The sequence below is a fragment of the Xanthomonas vasicola genome (assembly GCF_000772705.2).
Classification (GTDB): Bacteria; Pseudomonadota; Gammaproteobacteria; order Xanthomonadales; family Xanthomonadaceae; genus Xanthomonas; species Xanthomonas vasicola.
Map to the genome: position 1 here is coordinate 24378 of NZ_JSBW02000067.1, position 16528 is coordinate 40905.

Consider the following 16528-nt stretch of genomic DNA (forward strand, 5'->3'; position numbering starts at 1 on the left):
GTTAACGTGTGGGAAACGGCCGATCTGCTTCCCTCGACCGGCCAATTAGGCCACGCTACCCGCCCCCCGGGCTCCGCCCCAAGAAGTTGCCATCATGCCCAAGCACCTGCTCATCGTCGAATCGCCCGCCAAGGCCAAGACGATTAATAAATACCTCGGCAAGGACTTCACCGTCCTGGCCTCGTATGGGCACGTGCGCGACCTGGTCCCCAAGGAAGGCGCAGTCGATCCGGACAAAGGCTTTGCGATGCGTTACGACCTGATCGAGAAGAACGAGAAGCACGTCGAAGCCATCGCGCGTGCCGCCAAGGGTGCCGACGACATCTTTCTGGCGACCGACCCGGACCGCGAGGGCGAGGCGATCAGCTGGCACATCGCCGAGATCCTGAAGGAGCGCGGCCTGCTCAAGGACAAGCCGATGCAGCGGGTGGTGTTCACCGAAATCACCCCGCGCGCGATCAAGGAAGCCATGCTCAAGCCGCGCGCGATCGCCGCCGATCTGGTGGATGCGCAGCAGGCGCGCCGCGCGCTGGACTATCTGGTCGGCTTCAATCTGTCGCCGGTGCTGTGGCGCAAGGTGCAGCGCGGCCTGTCCGCTGGCCGCGTGCAATCGCCGGCGCTGCGTATGATCGTCGAGCGCGAAGAAGAGATCGAAGCCTTCATCCCGCGCGAATACTGGTCCATCGATGCGCATTGCCGGCATCCCTCGCAGGCGTTCAACGCGCGCCTGATCAAGCTGGACGGACAGAAATTCGAGCAGTTCACCGTCACCGACGGTGACACTGCCGAGGCCGCACGTTTGCGCATCCAGCAAGCGGCGCAAGGTGTGCTGCATGTGACCGACGTGGCCAGCAAGGAGCGCAAGCGCCGCCCTGCCCCGCCGTTCACCACCTCCACGCTGCAGCAGGAAGCCTCGCGCAAGCTCGGCTTCACCACCCGCAAAACCATGCAGGTGGCGCAGAAGTTGTACGAAGGCGTGGCACTCGGCGACGAAGGCTCGGTCGGCTTGATAAGTTATATGCGTACCGACTCGGTGAACCTGTCGCAGGACGCGCTGTCGGAAATCCGCGACGTGATCGCGCGCGACTTTGGCACCGCCTCGCTGCCCGACCAGCCCAACGCCTACACCACCAAATCCAAGAACGCGCAGGAAGCCCATGAAGCGGTGCGCCCGACCTCGGCGCTGCGTACGCCGGCACAGGTCGCGCGCTTTTTGTCCGACGACGAGCGCCGCCTGTACGAATTGATCTGGCGCCGCGCGGTGGCCTGCCAGATGATTCCAGCCACGCTCAACACCGTCAGCGTGGACCTGTCGGCCGGCAGCGAGCATGTGTTTCGCGCCAGCGGCACTACCGTGGTGGTTCCGGGCTTCCTGGCCGTCTATGAAGAAGGCAAGGACACCAAGAGCAGCGAGGACGAGGACGAAGGCCGCAAGTTGCCGCTGATGAAGGCCGGCGACAACATTCCGCTGGACCGCATCGTCACCGACCAACACTTCACCCAGCCGCCGCCGCGCTTCACCGAAGCGGCGCTGGTCAAGGCGCTGGAGGAATACGGCATCGGCCGTCCGTCTACCTACGCCTCGATCATTCAGACCCTGCAGTTCCGCAAGTACGTCGAGATGGAAGGCCGCAGCTTCCGCCCCACTGACGTCGGCCGTGCAGTGTCCAAGTTCCTGTCCGGGCATTTCACCCGCTACGTCGATTACGACTTCACCGCCAATCTGGAAGACGATCTGGATGCGGTGTCGCGTGGCGAAGCCGAGTGGATTCCGTTGATGGAGAAGTTCTGGGGCCCGTTCAAGGAATTGGTCGAAGACAAGAAAGACTCGTTGGACAAGACCGATGCCGGCAGCGTGCGCGTGCTTGGCACCGACCCGGTCAGCGGCAAGGAAGTCAGTGCGCGCATCGGCCGCTTCGGCCCGATGGTGCAGATCGGCACCGTGGAAGACGAGGACAAGCCCACGTTCGCGTCGCTCCGTCCGGGCCAGAGCATCTATTCGATCTCCATCGAAGACGCGCTGGAACTGTTCAAGATGCCGCGCGCACTGGGCCAGGACAAAGACCAGGATGTCAGCGTCGGTATCGGCCGCTTCGGCCCGTTTGCGCGCCGTGGCAGCGTGTATGCGTCACTGAAGAAAGAAGACGATCCGTACACCATCGACCTGGCGCGTGCAGTGTTTCTGATCGAAGAGAAGGAAGAAATCGCGCGCAACCGTGTGATCAAGAACTTCGAAGGCAGCGACATCCAAGTGCTCAATGGCCGCTTCGGCCCGTACATCAGCGACGGCAAGCTCAATGGCAAGATCCCCAAGGATCGCGAGCCGGCGTCGTTGACGTTCGAAGAAGTGCAGCAGCTGCTGGCCGATACCGGCAAGCCAGTGCGCAAGGGTTTTGGCGCGAAGAAGGCCACGCTTAAGAAAAATACGGTCAAGGACTCCTCGCCGAAGCAGCCTGCCGTCAAGAAGACCGCGACCAAGACGGCGGCCAGCAAGAACACTGCAAAGAAAGCGCCGGCCAAGAAGGCCGCTGCAAAGAAAGCCACCAAGCGCGTGGTCAAGAAGACCGTGAGCAAGGCGGCAAACTGAGAGACGCAGCATGGCCCACACACTCACCCTGGATAACGCCGTCGACACCCTGACCCAGGGCGGCGTGATTGCCTACCCGACAGAAGCGGTGTGGGGCCTGGGCTGCGACCCGCGCCAGGAAGCGGCCGTGATGCGGCTGCTGGAGATCAAGCGGCGCCCGGTCGACAAGGGCGTGATCGTGGTGGCGTCGAGCGTGGACGTATTGCGCAACTGGGTCGACATCGACGCACTGGAGCCGGCACGCCGGCAGGACGTGCTGGCCAGCTGGCCCGGCCCGCATACCTGGATTCTGCCGGTCACCGAACGGGCGCCGCGTTGGGTGACCGGCGAGCATGATGGACTGGCAGTCCGCATCAGCGCCCATCCGGTCGTGGCAGCGCTGTGCGCGGCCTGGGGAGCACCGCTGGTGTCGACCAGCGCGAACCTGGCCGGCGAGCCGCCAGCGCGCAGCCGCGCTGCGCTGGACCCGGCCTTGCTGGCAACGATCGACGGTGTGGTGGACGGCGAAGTGGGCACACTGGCGCAGCCCACCCAGATCCGCGACGCGCGCAGTGGCCAGATTCTGCGCGACTGAGCGCAGCTGACAAACCACTGCGCAGCCACTCGCTGCCTGCGGTCCTGCTCGGTGCGGTTTGTCTCCACTCGCACGCCTATTCTTCGCGCTGCCATCCCCTTTTGAAGGCTGTCGGCAGCAGAGCTCAGCTGAGTGCCGCGTTGTTGTATTCACGCCGCACGCCGTTCAGCCGCGCCCTCTTTGCGGCAGCCGCACAGACGCGCACACTGCGCCCATGCGTACCGTCCTGACCCTTCTGCTGCTGGCCGCGGCGCTGCCTGCCTCGGCCGCCAAGCCCGCGAGCAAGCCCGACCCGAACGTGCGAGTTTACCGCTGCGTGAGCAGCACCGGCACCGTCGCCCTGCAGGACGCGCCCTGCAGCAGCGGTCGCCAGCAGGTGCTGGACATGCAACGCCCGCAGGACCCACCGCCGCGTGCGGCGCGTGCCGAGCCACCGGCGCCGGTCGCCGCAGCGCCCGCGCGCGAGGTCCGCATTGTCACAGTGCAACCGCCGCAGCCGATGTACGAGTGCACCACCGAAGACGGCAACCGCTACACAAGCGACAGCCCGGAAGGCAATCCGCGCTGGGTACCGACCTGGGGGCCGGCCTATGTGGGCAATGGCGTTGGCCGCCCGGTGAATGGCGGCGGCATCCAGCGCCCGCCGATCTCGGTGAACCCGCGCCCGGCAATCTCGGTGCAAGGCGGCTCCGGACGAGGAAGCATCCGCGGCAGCGCGAGCTTCGGCGCAGAGACCTATCAGGGCAGCTACCAGGGCGGCTATCAGGGCGGTTACAACGACGGCGGCTACGGCGGCACGGTGATCGTGCCGTACGGCAATGTGCAGATCCGCGACGAATGCCATGCCCTGCCCGCGCAGGAAGTCTGCGCGCGCCTGGCCGACCGCCGCTGGGAGCTGATCCGCCGCTACAACAGCGCGCTGCAAAGCGAGCGCGAAGATCTCAGCCGCGAACAGCGCGGTATCGAAGCGCGCCAGCAACGCGACTGTGGCGGCGCATGAGGCGCTGGCAGCTGTTGGTCATGATGGCGTTGAGCATGACCGCGATGGGTTCGCTGGCCGACGCGCAGGAAGTGGCGATCTACCGCTGCACCGATCCCACCGGTGCGCTGACGGTGCAGAACATGCCGTGCCCGAAAGGCATGCAGCAGCAGAAGAAGCTGATGACCGCACCGGCGGCGGTGCCCTTCGCGCCAGGCGGAGTCACCGCATCGCCGGCACGTGCGACGCCGGCGACGCAACCACGCGCTGCTGCGCCAGCGGCTGCATCGGCGCCAGTGGCACCTGCCACGCCCGTCGCACCACCAGTACCGGCGGTGACCTCTACCTCGACGCTGCCGCCGCCACCGCTGTTCGAGTGCACCACGCACGACAACGGGCGTTACTTCACCGAAGACCGCGAACCCGCCACGCGCTGCTTGCCGATGCAGACCACGAATCTGGCCGGCGGGCCGGCGACCGGTGGCGGCAGCGCCTGCGAAGTGGTCACCGACCGCTGCGCGCCGGTGCCCGACCAGAGCCTGTGCGAGGCCTGGCGCAAACGCGCCGAGCAGGCCGAATCCACCTGGCGCTTCTCCGACGAAGCGCAAGCGGCCGAACGCAAACAGCGCTTTGATCAGATGCGCCGGGTACTCGATGAAAGCCGCTGCGCCAATCCGGCCGCAGCGCCCTGAGTGCGTTTGCTGCTGTGTCTGGGCACGCATGCAGGTGCAGGAATGTGACACGCTGAGTCGGTACGTCTGCGCTGCTGCACCGCCCTTTTGCAAGCGACTGACGGCAACCTGGCAAGCACTCACCAGATGGATGAAAACTGCGCGCTCAATCCGGCATGCGCAAGAACATGCCCGCTCAGCGCGCCTGTGAAGCCAATCGCGCGATGACGGTGATTGATTGGCCGCGCTAAAACCCGTAACGCAAGAATCCGCCATCCACCGCGATGCATTCGCCGGTGATGTAACTGGCGGCGGGCAGACACAGAAACCCCACCGCGGCGGCCACTTCTTCCGGTTCGCCGATGCGCCGCATCGGGGTGCGTTCGATCACCTGCTCGTAGTAATCCGGATCCGACAACGGCCCGGACGTGCGGCGTGTGCGGATGTACCACGGCGCCACCGCGTTGACGCGGATGCCGTCTTCGGCCCATTCCACCGCCAGGTTGCGCGTCATCTGCTGCAACGCCGCCTTGGTCATGCCGTACGGCGCGCCGCTGCGCACATGCATGATGCCGGAGACACTGCCGACATTGACGATCGCCGAGGCAGCATGTTGCGTCAGCAACGGATGCGCATAACGCGACAATTCGAAGGCGGAAAACACATTGGTTTCGAAGATGCCGCGCCACTCGTCCTCGGTGTAGTCGATCGCGGCGCGGGTGACGTTGCCGCCGGCATTATTGATCAGTAGATGCAAGCCATCAGCGTGGTCTTCCACCCAATCCAGGATCGCGCGGCGCTCTTCATCGTCGGACACATCGGCGGCAAGCCCGTGCAGTTCGCGCTCGGGAAATTCCTCGGCAAGTTCATCGCGTGCCTGCGCCAGAGCATCGGCATCGCGCGCCACCATCAGCAGGTCGGCGCCGAAGCCGAGCAGTTCGCGCGCAATGGCCAAGCCAATCCCGGCGCTGGCGCCGGTGATGAGGGCGGTCTGTCCATCCAGCCGCCAACGGTGTGTTGTCACGTGGGTGATCCTCTTCAATCCGCAGGAAACGGCCGCTGCTGCGCAACTGACGCGCACGCGTGGCCCGAGCGTTAGGATACCGCCACCCCAAGCGAGGTCACGACGATGAAGATGCAGTGGATGCTTGCAGCGGGCCTGGCATTGTCGCTGAGCGCCTGTCAGCGGCCGCAGCCCGCGCCCACCGAACAGAAGCCCGACCCGCAGGCCACCGCGCTGCGCGACCACATCCAGGAACCGTTGAACAAGGCGCACGCGGTGCAGGCCGCAACCGACCAGGCGGCCGACGATCAGCGTAAAGCGATCGATGCCGCCACGCAGTAGCGAAACCTCGGTAACCGGGTGAACTGGCGCCCTGAAGCGCCTGCTTTTGGTGCCAATCAGCGCACGGATGTGCCAATACCTGTCGGTGAACGCCTGCCAAGGCTGTAGCTGTGCTCAGCACAACATGCGCGATGGCGAGTGGCTGATGGTTGCACGCTCGACGATTCCTGCATGGGTCTTGCAGCCTGCTTCGTTCGTTCGGCCGTTCAAACCATTGCATCACCCGCGCGCGCACAACAACGCCGGCACATGGCCGGCGTTGTCGATGCATCACTCGCTCACTGAGCGCGCCGCATCAGAATCCGCAGAAGCAATACGCCAGCGACTTGACCGGCGTGCCGCCTGCCTTGCTGTCGTGCACGGCGCTTTCGACAAAGCGCAGCTGCGTATCCACTTCCGGCAACGAGCGGGCCACTAATGCGCGTGCCATGCCCGAGTCGCTCAGCATCCAGGCGCCCATGCGGCTGCCGGCAAACCCGCTCATCAACTGCGAGAACGGCGTAGCCGGCTTTTCCACATAGCGCACGCGGAACTTGCCGCGGCTCAGCTTGGCGCGGTCGGCCGCATCGGCTACCGCTTCCTGCATGCCGCCGAAGGCATCCACCAACCCACGCTCCTTGGCCTGCGCGCCGCTCCACACACGCCCACGCGCAACCTTGTCGATCGCATCCACCGACTGGTGACGCGCCTGCGCCACCTTGCCGGTGAAGTCGGCGTAGCCCTTGTTGATCACCGCCTGGATGACCTGGCCGGCCGCCGGATCCAGCGGACGGGTGATGTCGAACGCACCGGCGAACCGCGTGGTGCCCACGCCGTCGGTGTGCACGCCAATCTTGTCCAGCGCGCGGGTCAGGTTCGGCACCATGCCGAAGATGCCGATAGAACCGCTGATGGTCGACGGATCGGCGTAGATGCGATCGGCATTCATACTGATCCAGTAGCCGCCGGAAGCGGCCAGATCGCCCATCGACACCACCACCGGCTTACCGGCCTGCTTGAGCGCGACCACTTCGCGGCGGATCTGCTCAGAGGCGAACACTTCGCCGCCGGGCGAATCCACGCGCAGCACCACCGCCTTCACTTTCTCGTCGTCACGCGCCTGGCGCAGCAGCGCCGCAGTGGACTCGCCACCGATGCGTCCGGCCGGCTGTTCGCCGCCGCTGATTTCGCCGGTCGCCACCACCACGGCCACCTGCGGGCGGCTGTCCATCGGCGAACCCTGGGCCTGCAACTGGCTCAGATAATCGTTGAACCCGATATTGCGGAAACCGCTGTCGGCATCGCTGTCGGCCACGCCGCGCTCGACCAGCAACGCATCGACTTCTTCGCGGGTCTTGAGCCCGTCCACCAGCTTCTGTTGCAGCGCGAACTTGGCCAGGTCGCCACCGGCGGCGGCCACGCCTTCGGGCAGCGTATCGATGCCGGCGGTCAGCTGCGCCGGGCTCAGCTTGCGCGCGGTGCCGACGTCGGCCAGATAGCGCTGCCATACATCGTTCATCCAGAACAGATCCGCTTCCTTGGCATCGGCCGAGGCCGCGTCGAGGATGTACGGCTCGGCCGCAGACTTGTACTCGCCCACGCGGAACAGATGAACGTCCACGCCGAGCTTGTCCTGCAGGCCTTCGCGGAAGTACTGGCGATAGCGGCCCAGGCCTTCCAGCATCACGCTGCCCATCGGGTCCAGATACACCTCGTTGGCCTGCGCAGCGAGCAGGTACTGGCCCTGGCTCATGCTCTCGCTGAAGGCCACGATCTGCTTGCCGGAGGCACGCAGCTTCTGCAGCGCAGCGGCCACTTCGCGCTGCGAGGCAAAACCGGACGGCTGGAACTTGTCCAGATTCAACAGCACGCGCTCGATCTTGCGGTCCTTGCCAGCCGCCTCGATCACCCGCACCAGGTCGCGCAGCTGCACTTCTTCAGCGCTCTTGTCGCCCACTGCCTTGGCCAGCGACCGGCTCACCGGGTCAGCGCTGAACTGCTCGACCAGCGTGCCTTCCGGGTTGATCACCAGGGTGGTGCGCTCGGCCAGCGGCTTGGTGCCGTCGCCACGCGCGAGCGCCACCACGAACAACAGCAGCAGCAAAAACAGGAAACCGAAGAACACCAGGTTGAAAATGAGGCGCCGGGTGAAATTCATCACATCCCACAGGCCGACGAAGAAGCTGGCGATGGGACTGCGACGCACGGGGTGGTTCATGGAAAACTCCGTCGAAAGACGCTGCATATAGATCGATGGTGCCCAGCATACCGGCTGCGCAGCGCGCGCGGCATGCGCAGGAAGTCAGAGTGTCGCGGTGGCGGTCAGCCGCCGGCTGGTCTGGCGGAAGCGCAGCCCCATCAGGATCGAGGCCACCGTCAGGCCCAGGATCAGGCCGACCCACATGCCCTTCGGTCCCCAGTCCAGCCCCAGGCCAAGCCCGGCGCCGATCGGCATGCCCACGCCCCAATACGAAAAAATCGCCAGGAACATCGGCACGCGGGTGTCCTTGAGCCCGCGCAGCGCGCCGGCCGAGAGCACCTGAATGCCATCGGGAAACTGGAATGTGGCGGCAAACAGCAGCAACACCGAAGCTAGCGCGGCCACCGCCACATCGTCGGTATAGACGCCGACGATGGCATCGTGGCCCAGCAGCAGCGCACTGGCCGATAACGCTTGAGTGCCCAGCACGATGGCATAGCCGGCCCAGGCCGCGCGCCGCATGCCCAGCGGGTCGCCGCGCCCCACCGCATGGCCAACGCGCACGGTGGTGGCCTCGGCCACGCCCATCGGGATCATGAAACACAGCTGCGCAACGTTGATCGCAATCTGGTGCGCGGCCGCTTCGGTGGAGCCCAGCCGACCGATCAACAACGCGGTGACGATAAACAGCCCGCCTTCCATCAACACGGTGATGCCGATCGGCAAGCCGGTGCGCAGCAACTCGCCGATGGCGCGCCAGCGCGGGCCTTCCAGGTGGGTGAACAAGTGCAGATGCGCAAAGCGCCGCGCGCGCCCCAAATACAGCGCGAATACGCTCGCCTGCACCCACATGGTGATGGCCGAGGCCATGCCCAGCCCTTCAGCACCGTGCTCGGCAAAGCCGAACTTGCCGTAGGTCAGCGCATAGCCCAGCGGCGCCAGCACCAGCAGACCGCCAAAGCCCAGCAGCATGGTCGGCAGCGTCCAGTGCATGCCCTCGCTGAGGTAGCGCATGCAGAAGTAGAACGTCAGCGCGGGTACGCCCCAGCGCACTGCATGCAGAAAGTCGGTGGCGCCAGGCACGATGTCCGGCGCAATCCCAAAGGTAGGCAGTAGCGGCGGCACCACGCTCAGGAATGTGAACATCAGCGCACTCAGCCCCAGCGACATCCACAGCGCCTGCCGGAACAGCGGCCCGATCTCGCGCTCGCGGCCGGCGCCCATCAGCTGCGAGACCGAGGCGGTCAATGAGATCAGCGTGCCAATCGGCACCAGCATCGGCAGCCACAATAGCGAGGTGCCGATGGTCACCGCAGCCAGCGTGGCGGTGCCGTGGTGGCCGGCGATGACGTTGTCGACAAACCCGATCAGGCCGGTGGAGACGTGGCCGAGCACTAGCGGCAACGCAAGCAGGCCAGTGGTGCGCACTTCCGAGGCGAGGCCTGGCGTCGCAGACGGGGGTGCAGAAGAAACAGACATGAAAACCAATCGCTGCGCGGACTACGGCCGTGCCGGGAGGCGCTGGCACCGGGTCGCGTGGGCCGTCTATCTTACCCGGACTTTCCGACTGCGCCCTTGTCGCCCAAGTGGGTAGCGCCTGCTGCGCGTAAGCGCGTGCGGACAAGACGCGAAGGCTGCTGCCACCGGGCCAGCGCGGGATACCGTTGCACGCGTGCGCCAACGCTGCTCCTTCGGGATCACATCTTCGGCAACGCGCCCTTCCCACGACCCGCCAACCGGACCTGGCTCATGTCACTGCATTCGACCGCGCACCACCGCACGGATTGCGAAAACTGTTCGACTGCATTGCACGGCGCGTTCTGCCACGCCTGCGGGCAAAGCGCGCATAACCGGTGCGCAGCGTCGCGCATGCGGTGGAAGAAGTCTTCGAATCGTTCTGGCATCTGGATGGGCGCATCTTCCGCACCCTGCGCGATCTGCTGGTGCCCGGACGCCTGGCACTGCGTTTGCTGAGCGGCCAACGCGTGCGCTATGTGGCGCCGATGCGGCTATTCCTGATCCTGAGCTTGTTGACGTTCTTCATCGCGCGCATCGCCGTGCACGCGTCCGACGCAGACGACGACGCCACGGCGCCCGGTACCAGCCAGACCACGGTGCCCAAGGATTTCGCGCACGCACGCACGCCGGCACAGGTGGAAGCGCTGCGCAGGCAACTGGTCGACATACTCACGCAGACGCGCACAGTGGTGCCGACCGGCATCGCGCGCACCAATGCCGAAGCGCAGCGCCGCTTGACGCAGTTGCAGGCCGATGCGCGCCCGACCAGCGCCGTGCCTACCGCGGAGACAGAGAACGACAGCACGTTCTTTTCAGTGATGGGCAAGCCGTGGGATCCGGTGAGCAACCCGCTGCACTATGCGGCGCTACCGCAATTGGCCAACCGCTGGATCAACACGCAACTGAGCCACATCCGCGACAACGTGCCGCGCCTGCGCAGCAATCCGCAGCTGCTCTACAACGCATTCTTCGCAGCGGTGCCGTCTGCGTTGCTGATGCTGGTGCCGCTGTTTGCGCTGCTGTTGCGGGTGTTTTATGTCCGCAGCGGGCAGGTGTATCTGGAGCATCTGGTGGTGGCGTTATACAGCCATGCATTTTTGTGTCTGAACCTGCTGGTGCAGCTGTTGTTGTCGCTACTCAGCGATGCTTTGGCGCATATTGCCAGCCCGATCATCTGGAGTATTGGACTGGTGCAGTTCGGCCTGACGGTGTGGATGCCGGTGTATCTGCTGTGGATGCAGCGACGCGTGTATGCGCAGTCATGGTTGATCCGTGCTCAAGTACGTCGGACTGAGCGGGGTGTATCTGGTGTTCGTGACGGTTGCCGCGGCGCTGTTGATGGTGGCGAGTCTGGCGCGTCTTTGATGCGGCGCCGATGTGGATGCGACTTAGCGATAACAGCCGCGTTGCAGCGTGACGCATCGTTGGGCCTGCGCGCGTGATTCGCAGTACGTGGCGGCGCTATCTGACGCCAACAGCCGCTTGAACCAATGCCGCGCGCAATCCGCAACATCACGCGCACGCTTACCGCAGCGAAATCGTGCCGTGACCGATCAGCGCGCCAGCTGCCGCTTCAACCAGGTGCTGCGCGTGGCCGGCGCTTCGGCCAGGAAAGCATCGCGCAAACCATCGCGTTCCTGGGGCGGGGTGCGCTGTGCCAACACCGCCAGTTGCTCTAGCTGGCCGGCATCCAGGCTGCGCAGCGCGGCGAGCATGGCGTCGCGCTGGGCCAGTGGCACGTAGCCGATCAGCGGCTGCAATTGTGCATAGAACGCCCCCACCTGCGAGCCCAGGCGCCAGCCATCGCGATGCAGGCGATCCATCGCGCCGAACTGCGTGCGCAACGCGCGTTGCTGATCCTTAGGCAAAGCCTGCAGGCGCTCGCGAGCCTGACGCAGCACCACGCGGTCCGTCGCAGTCAGCCCCTTCCAGGCGGCGTAGCGGGCACGCAACTCGGCCTGCTGCGCGGGCGTCATCGCCTCCCAGCGCGCGCGTTGCTGCGCGGCGCTCGGGGTTGTACTCGCCGTTGCGGCAACCGCCGTGGATGCGAGGGGCGCAGCGGCGGATTCTTCCAGCGGCGTCGGCAAGGTCTGCGCGCCGGCAATGCCGGCAATGGCGCAGAGCAACAGGCCCCACCAGTTAGTTGGCTTCATCATCGACCGTCTCCAGAGGGGCGGAAGGCTGCTCGGCCGCGGTGGCATGCGCGCCAGATTCATCGACCGGCACCGGGTGGCCGGCGGCATACCAGGCATAGAAGTCTGCAGCACGTGCCAGCTCCAGATCGGGGTCGGCCAGCATGGTCTGGTCGCGCGGGTCCAGGCCCGGCTTGGCCACTGCTTCCGGCAGGTCGGCCGCGGGCAGTTCTTCCACCAAGACCGGCGCCGCGTCGGTCACATGCAGCACGCCAGCCGGCGCCTGCGACACGGGCTCGGGCGGTAGCGCCGGCCGGCGGTGGGTCCACCACCAGCCCAGCACCGCCAGCAGCAGCGCCACCACCAGCACGCCCAGCGCCATGCCTGCGTGGCGGCGCTCCAGCTGCGGCCACTGCCATTGCCGCCTGGGACGCGTGCGTGCGGTGGCCGGACCCGGACGATGCGGCGCCGGTGCTGCCGCGGCCGGCGCGGCCGTCTGTAGCGACATCCCGGCCAAGGCCGAATCGCGCAGCTGGCTGAGCCGGGTCAACTGGGCCGGGGTCAGGTCGCGCAGTTCCACTTGCGCCGCCTCGGCCAGGGCCCGCCAGGCCTGTGCATCGGGGTTGCCGGCAGCATCGCGCGGGCAGGCGCGCGCCAGCGACTGTCGGTAGTCCGCCGCCTCGACACCCTGCACCTCGCTGGCCACTACCTCTTCCAGCCCGGCCACGATCCGCAGCAGCAGGGCCAGGCGGTCGGCGGTCTGCATCTGGCCCAGCGCGGTGAATGGGGGCAGCCAGGTGCCCGGCATTGGCTCGCGTCGCAGCGGTGGCGCGGTGGCCAGCAAGCTCCAGAAGCGCATCGGCCAGCCAGCCATCGGCCGACCTGCCGCCTGGCTGCTGAAGGCGCGCAGAGCCGCTGCGAGGGTGCGCTCGGCGGTGGCAACGTCGCCGCATTGCAATTGGGCGAGTACCAGACCCCGGCGCTCGACACCGCGCAAGAAGGCAGATAGCGCGGCAGGGGTCACGGGGGCGTCGGGGACTACGGTCATGAGAACTCCAGCATCGGCCGGCATGATACCGACGCGATTGGCCACCGCCGATGGCTTGACAGATCGGCCCGGCCCAGCTCCGCCTTCACGCCAGCCGCGCCCATCACCGCTGCGGGTTGTGCACAGCGGCAGACATACCGATACGCGGGCATCTGTCAACTGTTGTTTTTTCTTTGTTGCAATCGTGTTTCACGCCTAAGTGATTGAAATTTATTAACTTATGCATGTTGGCTAAAAAATGTCCAAGGGGTTGAAGAGACTAGTGAATCCGTCGTCATAGCGTGGAGCACGAGACTAATTCACAGGTTTATCCACAGGCGGTGTGGATAAACCCGTTTCCTTAACCCTCACATAGGTTTACGTCGGATTTATCACTTCCGTCACAGAACGCGGCGCCGCTCCGGCGCCGATTTGAACCGGCTCGGGTCGGCTGCCGGCCTCTGGACAGGGTCGGTAGACTGGTCGGATGTCTTCGACCGTCGCCACCCTGCGCGTCGCCTTGCCGGTGCCGCTGCCTCAGTTATTCGACTATCTGCCCCCGGCCGATGCGCCGCTGACCGATCAGGCACGGGTCGGCTGCCGGGTGCGGGTGCCGTTTGGGCCGCGCGAGCTGGTCGGCGTGGTGGTGGAGATCGGCCAACTGCCAACGGCCGACGGCCTGCGCCTGGCATTGGCCTGGTGCGACCAGGCGCGGCTACTGGTCGATGAACTGGCACGCTCGCTGCAGTGGCTGGCCCGCTACACCCATGCGCCGCTCGGCGAAGCCCAGGCCAGCGCCCTGCCCGGCCCTTTACGCCGCGGTGAGCCCTTGGCCGACACCCACGCCTGGGCCTGGCAGCTGACCGAAGCCGGCCGCAGCGGTGCCGCCAGCCTGCGCGCGGGCAGCCGCCCCGCTCTGTTGGCGGCTCTTCTGCTCACCGGTGCAGTCGGCGAAGAGCAACTGGACCCGCTCCTGCCGCAGTGGCGCGAGGCCGCGCGCAGCCTGGCCAAGCGTCACTACGCCGAGCGCGTGGCGATGCCGGCGGACACCATCTCACCGCGCCCGGGCAGCGGCCCCCAACTCAACGACGAACAACAGGCGGCGGCCGCCGCGATCCGCGCGCACAGCGGTTTTGCCACCTATCTGCTCGATGGCGTCACCGGCAGCGGCAAGACCGAGGTCTACCTGCAGGCGATTGCCGATTGCCTGGCCGCCGGCAAGCAGGCGCTGGTGCTGGTCCCCGAGATCGGACTGACCCCGCAGACGCTGGGCCGCTTCCGTGCACGCCTGGGCGTGCCGGTGCACGCGCTGCACTCAGGACTCTCCGATGGCGAACGCGCACGGGTGTGGGCAGCGGCCTGGCGCGGGGAGGCCAAGCTGATCGTCGGCACCCGCTCGGCGGTGTTCACCCCATTGCCCAACGCCGGCCTGATCGTGATCGACGAAGAGCACGACGGCAGCTACAAGCAGCAGGACGGCATCCGCTATCACGCGCGCGATTTCGCGCTGGTGCGCGGCAAGGCGCTGGATGTGCCGGTGATCCTGGGCAGCGCCACCCCATCGCTGGAGAGCCTGCACAATGCCTACTCCGGCCGCTACCAGCATCTGCGCTTGTCGCGCCGTGCCGGCGAAGCGCGCCCGCCGCGGGTACGTGTGCTGGATGTGCGCAAGCGTCCGCTCAAGGACGGCCTGTCGCCCGAGGTGCTGGCCGGCATCGGCGCCACCCTGGCGCGCGGCGAACAGGTCCTGGTATTCAAGAACCGCCGCGGCTATGCGCCGGTGCTGCTGTGTCACGACTGCGGCTGGACCGCCGCCTGCCAGCGCTGCAGCACGCCGCTGCATCAGACCCCGATGACCGTGCATGCCGGCGGCCGCCGCCTGCAGTGCCACCACTGCGGCGCGCGCCAACCCGCACCGCTGGCCTGCCCGGCCTGCGCCAGCCTGGCGCTGCAACCGCAGGGCATCGGCACCGAACGGCTGGAAGAGCGTTTGACCGAGGCGTTCCCGGACTTCCCGGTGGTGCGCATCGACCGCAGTACCACCCAGCGCCGCGACGCACTGGAAACTCAGCTCGCCCGGCTCGGCACCGATGCCGGCATCCTGGTCGGCACGCAGATCCTGGCCAAGGGCCACGATCTGCCACGGCTGACCATGGTGGTAGTGGTCGGCATCGACGAAGGCCTGTTCTCGGCCGACTTCCGCGCCGCCGAAAAACTCTCCCAGCAGTTGATCCAGGTGGCAGGACGCGCCGGGCGTGCCGATCGCCCGGGTGAAGTCTGGCTGCAGACCCACCACCCCGAGCATCCCTTGCTGCAGACCCTGGTCAATGGCGGCTACCACGCCTTTGCCGATGCCGAACTGCAGCAGCGCGAAGCGGCTGGATTCCCGCCCTTCGCGCACCTGGCCTTGTTCCGTGCCGAAGCCAAGGATGTGACGGCGGCCAATCAGTTCCTGCTGGCGGTGCGTGGCTTGACCAGCGCCGACCCCAGCACGCAATCGCCGGCATTTGCTGCAGTGGAATGCTACGGCCCGATGCCGGCACCGATGCCGCGCCGCGCCGGTTTCCAACGCACCCAGCTGCTGTTGTCGGCGCAGCAACGCTCGGCATTGCATCGGCTGCTCGATACGCAACTGCCGGCGATCTATGCATTGCCGCAAGCCCGCCGGGTGCGCTGGTCGCTGGATGTGGACCCGATCGACTTGTATTAGCGCATGGCGTATCAAACACGGCCGCTGGCAGCCCCACGCATGTTTTTGCGCGGTGTGCTCACGTCGTGGAGGAGCGCGCTTGCGCGCGATGGGGCATTACCGGCAATGCCCTCGCGCATAAGTGCGCTCCTACCCGCAACTGCTCACCACGTTGTGTTAGCCGCTTTACGTCAATGCCGTCATTACGGCGCGCTGGTACGCCGGCCGCGCACGCAGGCGCGCGTACCACGCCTGCAGATGCGGCAATTCCGGGCGCTCGATCGGCATTTCGAACCACGCGTAGATGAAGCTCCCCAGCGGAATATCACCCATCGCGAACTGCTCGCCGGATAGATACGGCTGCTGCGCCAATGCCGCATCCGCGCGTGCGAGCAGATCGCCCGACTGGCTCAACGCCGCATCTATGCGTGCGTGATCGCGCTCGGCCTCCACTGTGCGCACAACGCCCCAGAACAGGTCGCGAAACACACCGGCGAACGTGGAGGTAGTCCAATCCATCCAGCGGTCGCCCAGCGCGCGTTCGGCCGGTGCCTGCGGATACAACGCCGGCGCATAGTGCGCGGCCAGATAACGCACGATCGCATTGGATTCCCACAGCACCAGCGCGCCATCCTGCAAGGTCGGCACGACGCCATTCGGATTCAAGGCGCGATAGGCCGGCGTGTCGTTGCCGCCGAACGCACCGCCCACCTCGATCGAGGTGTAGACCACCCCGGCTTCTTCGGCGCACCACAACACCTTGCGCACGTTGCTGGAATTGCGCCGTCCCCAGATCGTGATGGCGGGCATCGCTGCGGCGGGCAGAT

Annotated in this window: 12 protein-coding genes and 1 pseudogene; 7 read left to right on the plus strand and 6 right to left on the minus strand. The window is 66.3% G+C overall.

All coding sequences use genetic code 11. From position 1 onward, the window contains the following. The first annotated feature begins 94 nt into the window (after nt 1-94). The 4 genes from NX05_RS17685 to NX05_RS17700 all read left to right on the plus strand — a co-directional run bounded on the left by NX05_RS17685 (nt 95) and on the right by NX05_RS17700 (nt 4832). Nucleotides 95-2587 carry a DNA topoisomerase I gene (locus NX05_RS17685; protein WP_039431940.1) on the plus strand — a complete coding sequence of 831 codons (2493 nt, stop codon included), beginning with the start codon at nt 95-97 and terminating at the stop codon, nt 2585-2587. 10 nt (nt 2588-2597) lie between these two features. Further along, on the plus strand, nt 2598-3161 hold the full coding sequence (gene tsaC / locus NX05_RS17690; RefSeq protein ID WP_039431942.1) for an L-threonylcarbamoyladenylate synthase type 1 TsaC: 564 nt from the start codon (nt 2598-2600) through the stop codon (nt 3159-3161). A gap of 214 nt (nt 3162-3375) precedes the next feature. Then, nucleotides 3376-4161 (plus strand): hypothetical protein, encoded by a 786-nt coding sequence (locus NX05_RS17695; protein ID WP_039431943.1) that lies wholly within the window; start codon nt 3376-3378, stop codon nt 4159-4161. A 23-nt stretch (nt 4162-4184) separates the two neighbouring features. Beyond that, nucleotides 4185-4832 (plus strand): DUF4124 domain-containing protein, encoded by a 648-nt coding sequence (locus tag NX05_RS17700; RefSeq protein WP_172645780.1) that lies wholly within the window; start codon nt 4185-4187, stop codon nt 4830-4832. Nucleotides 4833-5058: 226 nt separating this feature from the next. On the opposite strand, the gene NX05_RS17705 is transcribed toward NX05_RS17700, so the two are convergent. Next, nucleotides 5059-5835, minus strand: coding sequence for an SDR family oxidoreductase (locus NX05_RS17705; protein WP_010370081.1), 777 nt, complete (start codon nt 5833-5835; stop codon nt 5059-5061). A gap of 105 nt (nt 5836-5940) precedes the next feature. Here NX05_RS17705 and NX05_RS17710 point away from each other — a divergent pair, with 105 nt between their 5' ends. Further along, nucleotides 5941-6156, plus strand: coding sequence for a hypothetical protein (locus NX05_RS17710; protein ID WP_010376871.1), 216 nt, complete (start codon nt 5941-5943; stop codon nt 6154-6156). Between the two features lie 295 nt (nt 6157-6451). Here the strand turns inward: NX05_RS17710 and sppA are convergent, their stop codons facing one another. Next, on the minus strand, nt 6452-8353 hold the full coding sequence (gene sppA / locus NX05_RS17715; protein ID WP_039431947.1) for a signal peptide peptidase SppA: 1902 nt from the start codon (nt 8351-8353) through the stop codon (nt 6452-6454). Between the two features lie 84 nt (nt 8354-8437). Further along, nucleotides 8438-9814: an MATE family efflux transporter gene (locus tag NX05_RS17720; RefSeq protein ID WP_039431948.1), complete on the minus strand. Its 1377-nt coding sequence runs from the start codon at nt 9812-9814 to the stop codon at nt 8438-8440. A 185-nt stretch (nt 9815-9999) separates the two neighbouring features. Here NX05_RS17720 and NX05_RS17725 point away from each other — a divergent pair. Beyond that, nucleotides 10000-11218: pseudogene (locus tag NX05_RS17725) on the plus strand (DUF3667 domain-containing protein). 188 nt (nt 11219-11406) lie between these two features. Here NX05_RS17725 and NX05_RS17730 read toward each other — a convergent pair. Beyond that, nucleotides 11407-12009, minus strand: a complete 603-nt coding sequence (locus tag NX05_RS17730) for a DUF3106 domain-containing protein (RefSeq protein ID WP_039431950.1) — start codon at nt 12007-12009, stop codon at nt 11407-11409. Next, a complete protein-coding gene (locus NX05_RS17735; RefSeq protein ID WP_039431952.1) occupies nt 11993-13033 on the minus strand; it encodes a hypothetical protein in 1041 nt (346 codons plus the stop codon). Before NX05_RS17735 ends, NX05_RS17730 begins: the two co-directional genes overlap by 17 nt. Before the next feature lie 466 nt (nt 13034-13499). Here NX05_RS17735 and NX05_RS17740 point away from each other — a divergent pair, with 466 nt between their 5' ends. Beyond that, nucleotides 13500-15722 (plus strand): primosomal protein N', encoded by a 2223-nt coding sequence (locus NX05_RS17740; RefSeq protein WP_039431953.1) that lies wholly within the window; start codon nt 13500-13502, stop codon nt 15720-15722. Nucleotides 15723-15887: 165 nt separating this feature from the next. On the opposite strand, the gene NX05_RS17745 is transcribed toward NX05_RS17740, so the two are convergent. Next, nucleotides 15888-16511, minus strand: coding sequence for a glutathione S-transferase family protein (locus NX05_RS17745; RefSeq protein ID WP_017115183.1), 624 nt, complete (start codon nt 16509-16511; stop codon nt 15888-15890). Nucleotides 16512-16528: the final 17 nt, after the last annotated feature.